This window comes from Peribacillus cavernae (assembly GCF_003989135.1).
In the GTDB taxonomy this organism is placed as follows: Bacteria; Bacillota; Bacilli; order Bacillales; family DSM-1321; genus Peribacillus; species Peribacillus cavernae.
This window is the reverse complement of the sequence record NZ_RYZZ01000018.1, coordinates 66287-80595: the sequence shown is the minus strand read 5'-3', so window position 1 is coordinate 80595 and position 14309 is coordinate 66287. Positions and strand designations below refer to the sequence as shown.

Genomic DNA, 14309 nt, shown 5'->3' with positions numbered 1-14309 from the left:
TGGCAAAGGCGGGTCTATTGGGTGGCAATATTCAATTGGTTTTCTTTTAATTGTTATTTTTGGAAAAAATAGTTGGTTAGGCAGAATAATTGAATGGATATTTCAACAGCCTGTTTTGTTTACATGGTGGGCTGCGGTGATTGCTACAGCAGTAGTGGCATTTCCACTTATGTATCAGGCTGCAAAGGCTGGGTTTCAACAGGTGGATGCGGATGCAGAAGGTGCAGCCGAAGTAGATGGAGCGAATAAATTTCAAGTTTTCTTGTACATATCGATTCCTTTGGCATCTAAAATGATAATTGCAGGTAGTATTTTAAGCTTTGCAAGAGCGTTAGGTGAATTCGGAGCTACATTAATGTTTGCAGGAAATATACCAGGAAAAACTCAAACCATTCCTACCGCAATTTATGTAGCGATTGATTCCGGCAATATGACAATGGCTTGGTTATGGGTCATTACAACAGTCCTTATCGCATTTTCTATGCTCCTTTTTATCAATTTTAAAAGTGAATAGGATTCTAGATCTCTTTTATCCGGTAAGGTTTTGTTATATTTTTTTAATAGAAAAGAGTAATCATATATTCAAAAAAAGGTTCGTTAACTTTGATTAACGTACCTTTTTTGTTTTGTATAACTGAATTTTAAATGTGTGGTTTATCATTTTAATCTAAAGAACGATTTTATTTTTTTCGTTAGATATCCTAACAAACTCATTTGATGAATAGTTATATTTAGTTATATTAAGTTATATTTAATTATATTTAATTATATTTATTCGGGTGATGAAATATCTTTCTTCTCTCCAGAGTTATTAACTTGCAAAGATAGAGAAAGAAGGAGTAATCGGATTTCGAACCATTGAAGATTGTGAAAAAATGATGGAGAGCGCGAAACAATATAAAAAAGCAGTTATCATTGGAGGCGGAGGAAGAGTCTTTACATGCTAAAAATCCGGCGCCATTAAAAATGACCCCGGATAGAATTATTGTTGAATACTTTCAGTAGATCTTTCAGTGATAGTTGAAATTCTTTAAAGAAATATTCATCAATTAGAGATTATAATGTTCCTTTGCTTTCTCAATAAAACTTACTTCTTCTTCCGGTACATCGTCTTCATGGTAAATGGCTTCTACCGGACATACAGGCTCACATGCCCCGCAATCTATACAAATAGATGGATCAATAAGGTATTGATCGCTGCCTAACTCAATGCAATCAACAGGACAAACTTCTACACAGTCACCAGCTTTTTCAGCAATACAAGGTGAAGTAATAACGAACGGCATAATATCTCCTCCTGGTTTGTCAAAATTTATAGATTATCTTTTCTAAATAACTTTGGAACTTTAATAGATCAATATTCTCCAAAAAGCTTTATAACTCCTGCAATATGGTTTTAAAAAATACTAAATCTTTTGCTTTCATATCAAAAGGCTAACAAATTTATCCAGATGAAAACCTTATCATTTAACTGACTCACCTCCCTTTTTTTATTACCAATACCTTATTATAAAGCACCCTAGAGCCTTTTTAGGTTATTGATAAAATAGTACAGGTTCTCCCCTTCATATTGTATTTAATAATTAACCAAAACTTTAGGCCAATGAAGTTTACTAATCTTTTCCGTTACATCTTTCTCCTTATCATAACAATATGATCTTTACTACGAAAGACTAAATTCATTAACTTATGAAAAAGTATTCGTTTCTATACTGTTTCATTAGTAACAAAAGGAGAAGGCTATCCGATTTCACATGGCCTTCTCCTTTTTCTATCCTAAATTTGCCTTCCTTTTTGCTAGCAGCAGAAACCCTGTTTGAAGTTCCAGACGAAGCGTTTACACTTTATGAAATGAAACAAGACGCCCTTAAAGATGTATAGGGAACAGTCAAATATCCGGAGGCGTTTTCCCTTGTTTAATTTCAACGTCTCATAGACACATAACACCATTCGTTTTTTGAGTGGTGTTGCAAAAAGGGGTTTAATTGGTTATCCCTCTAAATTAGTGTTTTTTGCAAGGTATTCTTTCCCCTGGTCTATTAAAAAATTGTATGGCGACGAGACTACAGACCAACAGTCAGCACAATATTGGTTTTCAAGTGATGTATATTCAATTTCCTTATGTCTTTTACAAATTGAACAGATCATGAGCATTCTCCTTCATCTTTTGTAGAAGTTTGCCCTAATAATGTTCGTTTAAACAATCAAACTGTAAAAAACACCTGAATCAGAGAATTCAGGCGTTTTCTGTCCAATTCTATTCCAGTGCAGCAGCTAGACCCCTATTATTAGTAATCCTTCTTCATCATGAAACCAGCTCCAACAATAATCAACAAAATAAACAGGACAACGATTAACGCAAATCCACTACCGCTATTATAATCACCCATCCAAGATTCCCTCCTTTCAATCTATCTAACATTTAGATTATGCAAAAAGAGGAAGGTTGCTTGGACAGACACCCTTTTTTACGTATTAAACACACTTAAGGAATATTTTTTTGCCATCATTTCAAGAGCTTTATTCAGAACTGATGGAACCATCCATGTTAATAACAAGTAGCTATAGTAAATCCATAAAAAAAGACATCCTATAAAATGTCTTTTGGAAACAAGGCTATTCTTCTTCGGGATCAGTCAATATCTTAATCGTTTTTAATCCGATATTCAATTTGTAATTCAAGTCCCAATTGCTCGCGAGAATTTCGATTTCATTTTCCTGTGTAATAAATCTCATAACGACATCACTATCTAAATCCATTACTGCATACGAATTTGCTTTATTGCTGTAAACATCATATGATTTATGGCCCACCAATGTCCAGCCGTAAAGCAATTCATGGCTTTTTGTTTCCATGTTTTCATCTCCATTCGTTCTCTTATATCATATATTATCGGTTTGATCCTTCCTATTATAAACTACTGATAAGAGTAAATGGGATTGAGCCGGAAACCTTATTTACTTGAATCAATCGTTTAATTCAAAATGATAGTAAATATAAAGCACATTACAATCAATAAAAGCGTATAGGAATAATGTGTAAAAAACTGTTTGAAATTAAGCATGTTAGGAGCCTCCTAATTGGTATATTAATAGATATGAAGGCTCCTGATAGACTATGACAAAAAGTGATGCCTGGAAGAATAAAAAAGCGCTCATTCCCGGTTGCCTAAACAGGCAAGCGAGAACGGCACTCCTGGATTTTTATAAAATTCTATAATTTGTTCTCAATTGTTTCAATAATTTCGTCGATTGTATCGGAAACATCGTTCGTTTGTCGGGCAATGGAAATACTAAATTCGAGTAACTCTTTATAAGTTTTGACCGGGATAACAGTATTTGTTTTCTCATATTCATTTAGCTGCAGACCGATGTTTTGTAAAATCATCAAAACCTCTTCCATAGATCCTTTTTCTATTTCATACATCATGTTTCCCCCCAACACTTGTATTACTCTATTTATTATGGATTTACCCCAAAAAAGCAATGGAAATTTATGCCCAGCTGATAAACATTTACTCCTTCCCGCGAATCTCGGTAATTTTCCGGTTATCATAAGCGATTTCTACTTTTTCCCCGATCCGGTAATTAAGGTAACGATCACAATCCAAAACTAATATTTTATTGTTGCTGAATTTCATGGCACACGTCGGTCCGCTGGCATCGGCGTTTACTTCTTCAATCTCTTTTGTTGTTATCCCAGTGACCTTGCCCGAACCGTCAGGGGAATAATATTTCTCGACGATTTCCTCTTCCTGCATGACTGTTCCCGAACTTTGCAGCCAAATGAATAATAATCCAATCAAAATTGCTAACAGAAAGATAAGTAAAATGGCTTTTCCTTTTATTATATTCATTGGCATCTCCTTTTATGTAATTTCATATCTAGTAAATTATGAATGGACAGGCACTATTATGACAACATAGTGTTTGAGTGCAGCAGAAGAAGTTTCTTCTTAAATCATCAAATAAAAATTATAGCAATCGTAAGGCATCGCTGCAAACGAACTGCAATGGCCGCAACAAAAACACTAAAATAATCACAGATATTTTCATCCTTCTAGTTCTTTATACACTGGAATAATGGCAGATAAACACAGGAAAGCCTCCCTTTATTTAGGGAGGGGCTTTCCTGCATTACACTGGTTCCACAATGTTGCTGTCAAAAGCTGTGCGATAAATCTCCCTTATATCTTCTCTTCTTAACTCGCGGGCTCCTTGCTAAAAGACCCATAACGATTTTGTATGTATTTTCAGCTGGCACTGGCACAAAGACCTTTACCCTCTATACAACATAATTCTCGAAACGTCTGTTATGTTCAAAAAAGTTCAAAAAGACGCTTGGCATATTGCCAGGCGTCTTTGATGCGTTTTGAGGCGAAAAACCGTTTGGCCACATCCAAACGTTTAGCGTTCAAGCTTGTCCTTCGGCTTACACAAATTAGCTCATCGCTATGTAACTATACCATTTATATGTCGGAAAAACAATCCTCTCTGTTGGTTTGGAAAAATGCCGAAGTTTTTGTAGTACATGCCCTGTCGGTTGAATAAAATGGTACGGGAACTGTCCGGCACATTTTAAATGAGGTGAAAATTGGAATGAACATTTTAATTGGCTATATCTTTTTAGGGTTATCTCTCGCAGCGCCGATCGGTCCAATTAATGCCGCCCAGCTCGACCGCGGGATTAAGAACGGGTTTTGGAATGCATGGATATTAGGACTTGGTGCTGCACTTGCTGATGCCATATATATGGGACTGGTTTACCTAGGAGTTGTCCATTTCCTCGAAACGCCATTCATGAAAACATTTTTATGGCTTTTCGGATTCTTTGTGCTCATTTACACGGGAATCGAAAGCATGATAAGCGCCGGGAAAATTTCCACAGGTGAAAACAGGAGCAAAGAATCACTGCCTAAATCATTCTTTGCCGGTTTTCTCATGTCCTTGTCGAACCCGCTTACGATCCTCTTTTGGCTCGGCATTTATGGTTCTGTTTTGGCAAACGCTTCTTCAAAATACGACTTTGACAAGCTGTTACTCTTCAGTTGCGCCATTTTTTTCGGTATTTTTATCTGGGATTTTTCAATGGCTTTCATGGCAAGTACTGCAAGAAGGTTTTTGACTCCTTCGCTTCTAAAAATGATTTCGCTGCTTTCCGGTTTATCACTAGTCGGGTTCGGCATCTATTTTGGCATTCAGGCAGCAAAGGTCTTCCTATCTTGATTATTTCAGGCTTCGCTTGTCTTCCATTTTCGCCGCATGATCAGGGTTGCTGCAGCAATGGCAATTAGAAAGCCGAGAGAAATAAAGAAGCCGGGCCTGCCTGTTTTTTCAAGCAACGTTCCTGATACGGCAAGCACAATGAACAGAAGTCCAATCAGCCTTTTGACTTTGTCAGCCATTTTGAGCTTTAACAACTTCTTAAAAGAGAACAAGATGAAGATCCATGTATACAGAAGCATTAGGCCGGCAGCTGTTGTAATATGCTCATATATTTTATTTGGCAGCAGCAATGACATGATGATCGATAGCGCCAGACCGCCAGCGGTCACGCAAAGAGAAGGCAGGGACACTTTAAATTTGCCTTTTTTCGAGAAGACCTTAGGCGCGTCCCCGCTTTCGGAAAGCGTGACAAGCAGATTGGTGACTGCGAATAAGGAAGCCACCATCGTCGAAAAGCCGGCAATGATCAGGATCGCATTAAAAATATGCGGCATAAAAGGCAGCTGATAGTCATTAAGTGCAATCACAAACGGGCTTTCCTCTGCATTGAACTTGGTCCAACTAACTAACAGAATCGCCAGCCCGACAGACAGAACATAGATAATCGTCAGCAATAAAAGCATAACTTTCCCGGATTTCGGGCCGTCCTTCGGTTCCTTTAAATTGATCGCCATAAGCCCCATGATCTCAATACCGCCAAACGTGTAAAAAGCATAGATCAAAGACGACCATAACCCGGTCATACCATGCGGGAAAATAGACTGGTAATCCTTTGTAATATCTGGCTTCGTGCCATGATCTCCAAATATCCCAAACAGGGCCATTGCTCCGATCACAATAAACATCACGATGCCGAGAATTTTGATAATCGCCATCACATTTTCGACTTTTTCAAAGCCATTTCTCCCGATAAATACGACCAGCAGGCCCAGGACAGCGTAAATCGTGGCAAGAAGCCATAATGGCAGATGAGGAAACCAAAAACGGGTAAACAAACCTAATGCCGTAAGCTGACTGCCCATAATTAATATTTCAGAAGACCAATAAACCCAGCCGTTACTAAAACCGGCCCATCTGCCGAAAGCATGCTTGGCATAGGCACAGAAGGAGCCTTTCTCAGGGTGTTCTGCAGTAAGGCGGGCAAGGGCATCAAAGACCACATAAGTGGCGAATGCCGCAACAATGAAGGCAAGCAATATCGAAGGACCGGCTTCTTTAATTCCAAGGCCTGAACCAAGAAAAAAACCGGTTCCGATAATACAGCCGACCCCAAGTAAAGACAGCTGCCACCATTTTAAATTTCCTGTCTCAGACGCAGAGGCCTGGCCTTTTTCAGATGCCATCTCACATAATCCCCCTAAACACAATTTCCCATAGTGTTAGGAGAAGGGAACCTGAATATGTATTTTGGCAGAGGTACAATCTTCCTTTGTTGTTGCGGAGTCATACATGAATTTAAAAACCAGCATAAAGATGCCGGCTCTGCTCTGTCCTGTCAGATTCCTATTCTTTTCAATGCGGCCCTGACCGGGCTTCCGTCTCCGTCCATTAACGGAAGCGGCAATGCCGATAAAAAATATTCCCCGGCTTCTATTTGATTGAGAATAATCCCTTCCAGGATATGAATGCCATGTGCATAAAGCTGATGGTGGGCCGGGAGTTCCTTGCTGTCAAGCTCATCAACTGATGGAAGATCCAATCCCAATAGCTTAACACCTTTCTCCGCTAAAAATCCGGAAAGCTCTGGCTCGACCGGAGGTATGCTTTCAGGGAAAATCGAGCGGTCTTGCCATGAACCTGTACGGATCAGGAGACGCTCAACACCATCAAGATCGAAGTTTTGCAATAAATGGATACTAAAGCACTGTGGATTTGGTAAACATATAACTCGAGCAGGCCCGATATAGATATCGAGATTTAACTCGATCACCTTTTTTCCTTTATCATCAAAATGAAACGGTGCGTCTATATGTGTCCCTAGATGTGTGCTTAGGTTGATTTGCCCGACGTTAACTGAACCGCCATCCTGTTTTGTCCAGTTTAGTTTGTAAGAAAAGGGAGTATCCCCCGGCCAACATGCCGTTTTTTCGTTTAGCGGCTGTGAAATATCAAGCCATTTGTCCATACGTGATTCACCATCCTTTTTAAAGCTTTGTCCTCAAGCTCCATAGCTCAGGGAAAAATGGCTGATCGAGAACTTTTTTTAAATAGGTCACACCTGTCGACCCGCCAGTGCCTGTTTTATGTCCGATGATCCGTTCCACGGTTGTCATATGATTAAACCGCCAATTTTGCTGCTGGCTTCCTATATCAATCAGCTTCTCAGCAAGCTCGTATAGATCCCAGTGTTGGTCTACATCCCTGTAAACGGCAAGCCAGGCCTCCTCAACACTCTCATTGTAGGCGTAGCTTTGCGACCAATCCCTATCTAATGCTGCTTTATCAACAGGAAGGCCTCTCTCGGCCAGTGCTTTGATAGCTGCATCATAAATGCTCGGCTGATGAAGTGCCTCGCTCATTGTCTGATACAAATCTGACCGGTGGTGGAAAACGGCTATAATGTGCGGATTTTTTTGACCAAGGGCGAATTCAATCAGCCTGTTTTGATGGGACTGAAAGCCGGATGCCTGCCCGAGTTTATCCCTGAATTCCATATACTCAGCAGGTGTTAGCGTGGAAAGGACACTCCACGATTGAATCAGCTGCTGCTGAATTCTGGATACTCTTGAAAGCATTTTAAATGAAGGCTTCAGATCATTCCCGTTTATGCACTGTATCGCAGATAGCAGCTCATGAAGAGCAAGCTTCATCCATAGTTCACTTGTTTGATGAATGATAATAAAAAGCATTTCATCATGATGGCCAGACAGCCTTTGCTGACTGGAAAGAATTTTATCAAGCTGCAGGTAATCGCCATATGATAATGATTTCGTGAAATCTGTTTGAATCCCTTTTTCCAACCCAGGTTTTTTCGTTTCATCTTCCATTTTCATTTATCCCCTTTCTTCAAATGATTTATTTTATTTCAGCCGTTATTAGGCAATCACTCCACGTTTGTTTTCATATTGTTCATAACGCTTTGCATCCATGATTTTTTTTAAGATCTGAACCGTCTCCCATACCTCAATAAACGAAGTGTATAGTGCTACCGGGGCGAGGCGGATGATATTGGGCTCACGGTAATCAGGAATCACTCCATTCTCCTTCAATGCTTTGCAAATACGCGCCGCTTCCCGATGCTCAAGCGAGATATGCCCGCCTCTGCGCTTCTCCTCACGAGGGTTTCCAATTACAAAATCGAAAGAAGAAAGCTCTGATTCTACTAAATCGATAAAACCGCCGTTAAATATTCCATATCGAGTACCTGGCCGCTGCGATAAAGCACAGATGGTAAGATAATCAACGCTATCTCTTCAGTCATTGGCGACAATGTCGTCTTCCTCAAGAAACCTTCCGTCCCTGCTTTTTACCCGGATAAGATGTTCTGCAGGATCTAATTCGTGGATTCGCAACTGGCTTTGCACGGCATAAATATCTGAAGGAAATGTCAGCTCGTCGGCAAGAATCTTTGTCCGGATTCCGGTCGGTTTGTAAAAGGTAGCCATGAGTTGATGCAGGTTCACAGTTGTGGAAGCGGTTACAATCACTTCCTCACTTGAAGCGTCCACAAGCGGAGCACATAGAACACCAAGCTTTTCACTCATACAGATAGAACTTTTTCATTTATTCCTTACTATTATAGAACACATGATCTACATGAATGGTACCTTGGATGGTTATCACACCGTAGGAATACGCTGGCTGCCTTCTTTTATCCGTAGGAGACCCGGGATTGAATAACATAACTCCATCACTTTGTTTTTTCACAGGGATGTGCGAATGCCCGAAGATGATCAGATCGACATCTTCCTCTGCAAAAGCAGCGATTGCCCTTTTTTCGGTTGTCCCCTTCTCGCCGTGGCCATGAACAACGCCAATTCGTTTGCCATTTATTTGCAGGATCCTTTTCTCCCCGAACCTTTCTTTAATATCTTCACCATCCACATTGCCGCTGACCCCTTCGACTGGCGCATATGTTAACAGTTCCTGATAAACATCCAGGGTTTGCCAGTCACCGGCATGGATGATTAATTGAGCACTTTGAAGGTCTTCGATCAAGCTTGTCGGGAGTTTTTTTCCGCGCTTCGGCATGTGTGTATCGGAAATCACTACAATTTTCATGGATTCGCTCCTCGCTTTGTTAGCTTTATAACAATTTTAACCGTTCTTAAAGGAATGAAACATTCGTTTGACGAATGCTGCTCCCTTTTCTATACTATTTAAAGTTAACTTTTGAGAAATAGGTGATTTCCATGGACTTTTCGATTACATTTTTATCGTTTTATGTGATTCAGATTGAAGGTAAAGGCGAACAGGCCGATAAAAGATACAAACATTTCCAGACGCTCGGGAATGAAGATTATGAAAGCAGCCCTTTAAAGGATTTCCTTGATGGAGAACTTATGAAAATATCAAAACGTAAAGTCGACCGCCACCCAAAAGCCGACCAGGTTCCTACCAAAGTCGGCCATTTTATTGTCGAAGAAGGCCATGAGCTCGATTCCAATCCCAATTACAATCTATTCAACCGTGTCCGTTTAGCGGAAACTAAAGAGGCTTTCCATGAAGAAAGTGAACAATTCGTCCGCTCCTATCTCGATACAAGTGCCGTCCGGGGCGGTGTTTTTCTAGTAGCAACTGCTAAGCTGACCAAATACTTCGAAGAACCGTTTGTTTTTATCATGAAATGTGATTTCGAACCAAAGGTCGCATCCATATCAGACGAATCGTCCCTGATCCGCAATGTTGAAATGGCGATTACAACCAAAAATATGAAATCGATTCAATACCCCTACATGCCTGAAGAAGGTATGGTCGAAGAAGCTGAGCTGAAAATTCACCAGGCTTCCCATGCCCGTTACTTTGAAGATTTTTTGAAATTCGTGGAGTATGGAGAATCGATGCCTGAAATCATGAAAACTCAAGTTATCAATATGGTGCAAGAACACGTGTATGAAACCTTTGAAGATAACAGTGAAGAACTCAAGCAGTTTGAAGAGGATATGGAGATTTGGGAAGCCAGCGAGAAACGGGAAATCCGCGAACGGTTAGATACCCACCAGGTTGTGGAAGCGGCGGCACAGATAGTGGAGCATACGCCCGAAGCGGAATTACAAATGAAATTGGGCGAAACCACTGTCAAAGGCTTGCTTGCAGACTTTGGGAAGAATATTCATTTAGGTAAAATTAATGGACGGTATGTGTTGCTTGTGGAGGCTGAATCGATTCAGTTTGAGAAGGGTGTTTCCCCGATTGAGTTTCATCGGCCGGATGATTTGGTGGAGATTATTGAGAGGATAAGCAGGAAGTCGGTTGGAGAGTAAAGGGAGTATGGTGTTTTGGGATGATTTAGTGACCAAATTAGTGACCGCTGTTACGGAAAAAAATTTGAGTGTTATTTGATGTTTGTCCTAATTTTAAGTCAGGATTAAATGTCGTGATGTTTCCTCCTTGATATCTTTTGAACTATAAAACTGGTTATTATTAAAGATATATATTACCATTATACTGTCAAATAGCTATATCCTTTAGGTACGAGGCTACAGACCCAAGAAGTCTAAAAACAGCTATTTTATGAATATATAGAAGATAAAAATGAATGACAAATAAGAGAAGGTAAAATTTATACCTTCTCTTATTTTTAATACAATAATCCTCGGATCTAGGATTTATATTTTTTTCGTAAGCTCCAAATGAAAGTCCCCAACCTGGTTCTCTTTGTACAGATCAGTAACAGAGGTATAGTATTTCGAGATGGTCCCTTCAAATTCCAGCTCTCTTTCCGGCACTTTTACATGAAATTCGCCTTTATACAGCAAGGTGGTGATATCATGATATTCATTGGTCTTCACCTTAAAATCAAAGCTGATTTTCGGTGCTCCCGTCCCTTGAGCCACTTCTTCTTGATAGGCTGTTACCTGTATCGTTGTGTCATTTAATATAATCTCATTAACCAAATTCTATCTCTCCTTAATGTGCCTCTTAGCTAGCAGAAGCTTATTATTTATAAAGATATTACATTGTAAAGTTTGGCTGCCTCGATAATCAAGTAACCCCAGCCGCATCCGATATCAAACTGTTTTTGTCCAGGCTTTAAGTTTAACTTTTTCAAAATGTGAAGGATTTTATTCATCTGTGCCTCATACAAAGTGTCTTCAGCTGTTTTGAAATAGACGCAAGAATAGCTTAATGTATCTTCAAGCCACAAGCTATAAAAGTCATTGCCTAAATCCTATGAATAATTATATTACTCAACTAAAGAAAGGGATAATTTTATGCCTGTTTCGTCAATATGATTAGCATCTGCGTTTTTAAGTGATACATACATATGAAGTGATTCAACCTGAGAATTTCTATTAAAAATAGCGAGTACTCATTCTTAAAACTTAATCAGGAACTTTACCAGCTTGTCGTAAAGCACCTCGGCAAATCTTTACAGCCAAAAGAAATTCACTTCGTTGCTGAGCTTCCAAAACAAGGAACGGAAAGGTAATGCGCCGGGTCATCAAATCAGCTTATTTGAATAAGCCATCCGGTGATCTATCTTCACCTGAAAACCCGGATGCTTTGGAAGCTATCAGATTACTTAATAAAGGGACGGTTACTCCTTAAAAGAAGAATGATATCTTTATAGTGTCTAGACGTGTACTGGAATCCTCCAACGATTTGGAGGAAAATCCAGTACACGTTTTGTTTTTTTACCCTTATCACACAGGGAAAGATAGTTATTTTTTGATACAAATTCATCACCGGATTAAAATTTGAGCAGTGATTTTACAAAAATTAGACAAAGGTTCTATCAAATGCTTGTCTTCCTTCATAGCATGAAGAAAGGTTTCAATCCACATGGATTATAAGTTGAAACCAGCCTGGCTCTCGCAGGCAGAAATGCCCGATTTATTTATATGAACAGGGTATTCTGCTCTTGAATGCCGGATAAACAAAGGGAGATGAGAGGTTTGTCAAAATTTCATTTAATACCCTTCCATGTCGAAGGAGTTAGTAAAAACATGTCTGAAATTCCACCAGGAATCAGACTGATTCGAGCGCCATCTATTTGGAAAGAAGGATGGAAGGGAGAAAATATTGTGATAGCTGTTTTAGACACAGGCTGCCAAATGGATCATCCTGATTTAACTGGGCAAATCATTGATGGTTACAATTTTACAAGCGATTATAATCGAGATCATGCCAATTATTCTGATAATAATGGACATGGGACTCATGTATGCGGAACGATAGCAGCGTCGGAGAATGGTTCTGGGGTTGTAGGTGCAGCACCCAAAGCAAAATTGCTTGTGTTGAAAGTATTAACTGGGTCAGGAGAAGGCGAAACGGAACATATTACTTCCGCTATTAACTATGCAATTAAATGGACGGGTCCCCAAGGGGAAAAGGTAAGAATTATTTCCATGTCATTAGGCGGGTCAGATAACAATCCTTCCTTACATTCTGCTATCAAAAAAGCTGTACAAAATAATATGATCGTCGTATGCGCAGCAGGAAACGAAGGGGATGGAAATTCACAATCCAATGAATACAATTATCCAGGTGCGTATCAAGAAGTAGTCGAAGTAGGTTCTGTTAACTTACTTCGGCGCCACTCAGGATTTAGTAATTCTAATAGTGAATTGGACTTAGTAGCTCCTGGGGAACAAATTGTATCAGCCTACCCTGGTAATCAATATGCTACTTTATCAGGTACATCAATGGCTGTCCCACACGTATCAGGTGCGCTGGCCCTGCTGATAGAAAAATATGAAAAAAAACGGAACCTACCTTTATCCGAACCAGAGATTTTTAAACAGCTTATAAAAAATACAGTTCCCTTAGGCTATTCAAAGTCAGAAGAAGGAAATGGAATGCTAAAACTGAACCATCAAAAATCGCAAAAATTACGTAAGATCCTTGGACCTTGGAATGCTTAGTGGTATGGACCAATTGGAGCAAAAGTAAGTAATTCCATTGAAAACACTTCTAAACCACTATCGCTGATTAATTGGATTGCAATATTTTGTATCTGATTACTAACTTATAATAAATATATGCAATAATGTAAGCGGTAAAATAGCTGAGTGCTGTCCAAAGTATATTCCATCCGTTCCTATATATTACTTCACCTGCCAAAACTCCAAAAAACTCTATCAATGTGGTGAAACCTGTAAAAATCAAAAATGCAGCTAACATATTTAACTTATGATAGTGAATAGAACCTATAAACAAACATCCTAGAGTAGGAAAAAGTCCCAAATTAAAAGGAAGAGCAGACAAAGATAATTCATTAAAGGTATGTTTTAATTTCCAAAAATAATTAAAACCCCAATCATTAATCAATAAAGCTGCTGTTATTCCAATGGGATAAAAAATAATTATAAACTTTGGGATTTTTAGATAAAGGTAAAAAACCAAAATGCATGGCAGAATAAATCCAACAATTAGGTACTGAAGCATGTATTTCTCCTCTCGAGTATCAAATGCTTAAATGACTATAAACAGTATTCACTACATTAAGTAGAAATAAAACATTGATGTAAAGGGTAATAAAAGTGGCTTTCCGTCCCAATACATTAATGTTTTTCATTGGCTGGAAATACATTCACTTCCTTTCATGCTTTAAAAACATGAAAGGGCAGACTTTACCTGATGAAAGCCTTGCCCAATTGCTGCTCGTTTTTGAAACCATGGCTAAGGCTGCTGAACAAGGCAGACAGCCCATTATAAAAAAAAGGCCCGGATTTAAAAGAATTTCCGAAGATACAAAAGGAGATCATTTCCCACAGATAGCTCTTCAATTATCCCCAGATCATGCGGGATAAAAAAGAGGATAGAAAGCTCTAAAAACAGGACGCCCTCCCGGCATCCTGTTATTTGGTTTGATTTAATTCGGTACTTCCAAAATGTTTTTGTCCCTTTACCGACTAGCCGATTGAATTCTCAATCGTACCACCTACAGATTGAGCCCATTCTTCTATGCGGAAAAGTCC

16 protein-coding genes and 2 pseudogenes are annotated in these 14309 nt (G+C 39.2%); 5 read left to right on the top strand and 13 right to left on the bottom strand.

Annotated features, from left to right (window positions below; genetic code table 11):
* Nucleotides 1–16 precede the first annotated feature (16 nt).
* Nucleotides 17–514: a molybdate ABC transporter permease subunit gene (locus ELQ35_RS14200; RefSeq protein WP_126865484.1), complete on the top strand. Its 498-nt coding sequence runs from the start codon at nt 17–19 to the stop codon at nt 512–514.
* Nucleotides 515–1049: 535 nt separating this feature from the next.
* On the opposite strand, the gene ELQ35_RS14195 is transcribed toward ELQ35_RS14200, so the two are convergent.
* The 5 genes from ELQ35_RS14195 to ELQ35_RS14175 all read right to left on the bottom strand — a co-directional run bounded on the left by ELQ35_RS14195 (nt 1050) and on the right by ELQ35_RS14175 (nt 3857).
* Nucleotides 1050–1286 carry a ferredoxin family protein gene (locus tag ELQ35_RS14195; protein WP_126865476.1) on the bottom strand — a complete coding sequence of 79 codons (237 nt, stop codon included), beginning with the start codon at nt 1284–1286 and terminating at the stop codon, nt 1050–1052.
* Between the two features lie 1002 nt (nt 1287–2288).
* Nucleotides 2289–2390, bottom strand: coding sequence for a YjcZ family sporulation protein (locus tag ELQ35_RS14190; protein WP_126865475.1), 102 nt, complete (start codon nt 2388–2390; stop codon nt 2289–2291).
* Nucleotides 2391–2616: 226 nt separating this feature from the next.
* A complete protein-coding gene (locus tag ELQ35_RS14185; protein WP_126865474.1) occupies nt 2617–2856 on the bottom strand; it encodes a hypothetical protein in 240 nt (79 codons plus the stop codon).
* A gap of 358 nt (nt 2857–3214) precedes the next feature.
* Nucleotides 3215–3427 carry a hypothetical protein gene (locus ELQ35_RS14180; protein WP_126865473.1) on the bottom strand — a complete coding sequence of 71 codons (213 nt, stop codon included), beginning with the start codon at nt 3425–3427 and terminating at the stop codon, nt 3215–3217.
* An 88-nt stretch (nt 3428–3515) separates the two neighbouring features.
* Entirely contained in the window at nt 3516–3857 is a 342-nt protein-coding gene (locus ELQ35_RS14175) for a hypothetical protein (protein ID WP_126865472.1), read from the bottom strand.
* Between the two features lie 742 nt (nt 3858–4599).
* Between ELQ35_RS14175 and ELQ35_RS14170 the strand changes: the two genes are divergently transcribed.
* Entirely contained in the window at nt 4600–5226 is a 627-nt protein-coding gene (locus ELQ35_RS14170) for a LysE family translocator (RefSeq protein ID WP_126865471.1), read from the top strand.
* A 5-nt stretch (nt 5227–5231) separates the two neighbouring features.
* Here ELQ35_RS14170 and ELQ35_RS14165 read toward each other — a convergent pair whose 3' ends face one another.
* The 5 genes and pseudogenes from ELQ35_RS14165 to ELQ35_RS14145 all read right to left on the bottom strand — a co-directional run bounded on the left by ELQ35_RS14165 (nt 5232) and on the right by ELQ35_RS14145 (nt 9447).
* Entirely contained in the window at nt 5232–6569 is a 1338-nt protein-coding gene (locus ELQ35_RS14165; protein ID WP_126865470.1) for an amino acid permease, read from the bottom strand.
* A 152-nt stretch (nt 6570–6721) separates the two neighbouring features.
* A complete protein-coding gene (kynB, locus tag ELQ35_RS14160; protein WP_126865469.1) occupies nt 6722–7351 on the bottom strand; it encodes an arylformamidase in 630 nt (209 codons plus the stop codon).
* A gap of 19 nt (nt 7352–7370) precedes the next feature.
* The gene (gene kynA / locus ELQ35_RS14155; RefSeq protein ID WP_126865468.1) at nt 7371–8213 is read right to left on the bottom strand and encodes a tryptophan 2,3-dioxygenase; all 843 of its coding nucleotides are present in this window, start codon (nt 8211–8213) and stop codon (nt 7371–7373) included.
* A gap of 48 nt (nt 8214–8261) precedes the next feature.
* Nucleotides 8262–8930 (bottom strand): annotated as a pseudogene (locus ELQ35_RS14150) (kynureninase/PvdN C-terminal domain-containing protein).
* A 19-nt stretch (nt 8931–8949) separates the two neighbouring features.
* Nucleotides 8950–9447: a metallophosphoesterase family protein gene (locus ELQ35_RS14145; protein ID WP_126865467.1), complete on the bottom strand. Its 498-nt coding sequence runs from the start codon at nt 9445–9447 to the stop codon at nt 8950–8952.
* A 131-nt stretch (nt 9448–9578) separates the two neighbouring features.
* Between ELQ35_RS14145 and ELQ35_RS14140 the strand changes: the two genes are divergently transcribed.
* The gene (locus tag ELQ35_RS14140; RefSeq protein WP_126865466.1) at nt 9579–10649 is read left to right on the top strand and encodes a DUF3900 domain-containing protein; all 1071 of its coding nucleotides are present in this window, start codon (nt 9579–9581) and stop codon (nt 10647–10649) included.
* Between the two features lie 345 nt (nt 10650–10994).
* On the opposite strand, the gene ELQ35_RS14135 is transcribed toward ELQ35_RS14140, so the two are convergent.
* Both ELQ35_RS14135 and ELQ35_RS14130 read right to left on the bottom strand, forming a co-directional pair.
* The gene (locus tag ELQ35_RS14135) at nt 10995–11282 is read right to left on the bottom strand and encodes a DUF3219 family protein (protein ID WP_126865465.1); all 288 of its coding nucleotides are present in this window, start codon (nt 11280–11282) and stop codon (nt 10995–10997) included.
* Nucleotides 11283–11329: 47 nt separating this feature from the next.
* A pseudogene (locus ELQ35_RS14130) lies at nt 11330–11545 on the bottom strand (class I SAM-dependent methyltransferase); the annotation flags it as partial.
* Nucleotides 11546–12275: 730 nt separating this feature from the next.
* Between ELQ35_RS14130 and ELQ35_RS14125 the strand changes: the two are divergent.
* Nucleotides 12276–13253, top strand: coding sequence for a S8 family peptidase (locus ELQ35_RS14125; RefSeq protein ID WP_126865483.1), 978 nt, complete (start codon nt 12276–12278; stop codon nt 13251–13253).
* Between the two features lie 67 nt (nt 13254–13320).
* On the opposite strand, the gene ELQ35_RS14120 is transcribed toward ELQ35_RS14125, so the two are convergent.
* Nucleotides 13321–13776 carry a hypothetical protein gene (locus tag ELQ35_RS14120; protein WP_126865463.1) on the bottom strand — a complete coding sequence of 152 codons (456 nt, stop codon included), beginning with the start codon at nt 13774–13776 and terminating at the stop codon, nt 13321–13323.
* 95 nt (nt 13777–13871) lie between these two features.
* On the opposite strand from ELQ35_RS14120, the gene ELQ35_RS14115 reads away from it, so the two are divergent.
* Nucleotides 13872–14141 (top strand): hypothetical protein, encoded by a 270-nt coding sequence (locus ELQ35_RS14115; RefSeq protein ID WP_126865462.1) that lies wholly within the window; start codon nt 13872–13874, stop codon nt 14139–14141.
* The last annotated feature ends 168 nt before the right edge of the window (nt 14142–14309 follow it).

Bases quoted from the DNA above. Each gene is read 5' to 3' on its own strand.
- ELQ35_RS14190 (WP_126865475.1), bottom strand. From the start codon at position 2,390: ATGGGTGATTATAATAGCGGTAGTGGATTTGCGTTAATCGTTGTCCTG.
- ELQ35_RS14120 (WP_126865463.1), bottom strand. From the start codon at position 13,776: ATGCTTCAGTACCTAATTGTTGGATTTATTCTGCCATGCATTTTGGTT.
- ELQ35_RS14165 (WP_126865470.1), bottom strand. From the start codon at position 6,569: ATGGCATCTGAAAAAGGCCAGGCCTCTGCGTCTGAGACAGGAAATTTA.
- ELQ35_RS14170 (WP_126865471.1), top strand. From the start codon at position 4,600: ATGAACATTTTAATTGGCTATATCTTTTTAGGGTTATCTCTCGCAGCG.
- ELQ35_RS14195 (WP_126865476.1), bottom strand. From the start codon at position 1,286: ATGCCGTTCGTTATTACTTCACCTTGTATTGCTGAAAAAGCTGGTGAC.
- kynB (WP_126865469.1), bottom strand. From the start codon at position 7,351: ATGGACAAATGGCTTGATATTTCACAGCCGCTAAACGAAAAAACGGCA.
- ELQ35_RS14175 (WP_126865472.1), bottom strand. From the start codon at position 3,857: ATGAATATAATAAAAGGAAAAGCCATTTTACTTATCTTTCTGTTAGCA.
- ELQ35_RS14185 (WP_126865474.1), bottom strand. From the start codon at position 2,856: ATGGAAACAAAAAGCCATGAATTGCTTTACGGCTGGACATTGGTGGGC.
- ELQ35_RS14145 (WP_126865467.1), bottom strand. From the start codon at position 9,447: ATGAAAATTGTAGTGATTTCCGATACACACATGCCGAAGCGCGGAAAA.
- kynA (WP_126865468.1), bottom strand. From the start codon at position 8,213: ATGGAAGATGAAACGAAAAAACCTGGGTTGGAAAAAGGGATTCAAACA.
- ELQ35_RS14125 (WP_126865483.1), top strand. From the start codon at position 12,276: ATGAGAGGTTTGTCAAAATTTCATTTAATACCCTTCCATGTCGAAGGA.
- ELQ35_RS14140 (WP_126865466.1), top strand. From the start codon at position 9,579: ATGGACTTTTCGATTACATTTTTATCGTTTTATGTGATTCAGATTGAA.
- ELQ35_RS14180 (WP_126865473.1), bottom strand. From the start codon at position 3,427: ATGTATGAAATAGAAAAAGGATCTATGGAAGAGGTTTTGATGATTTTA.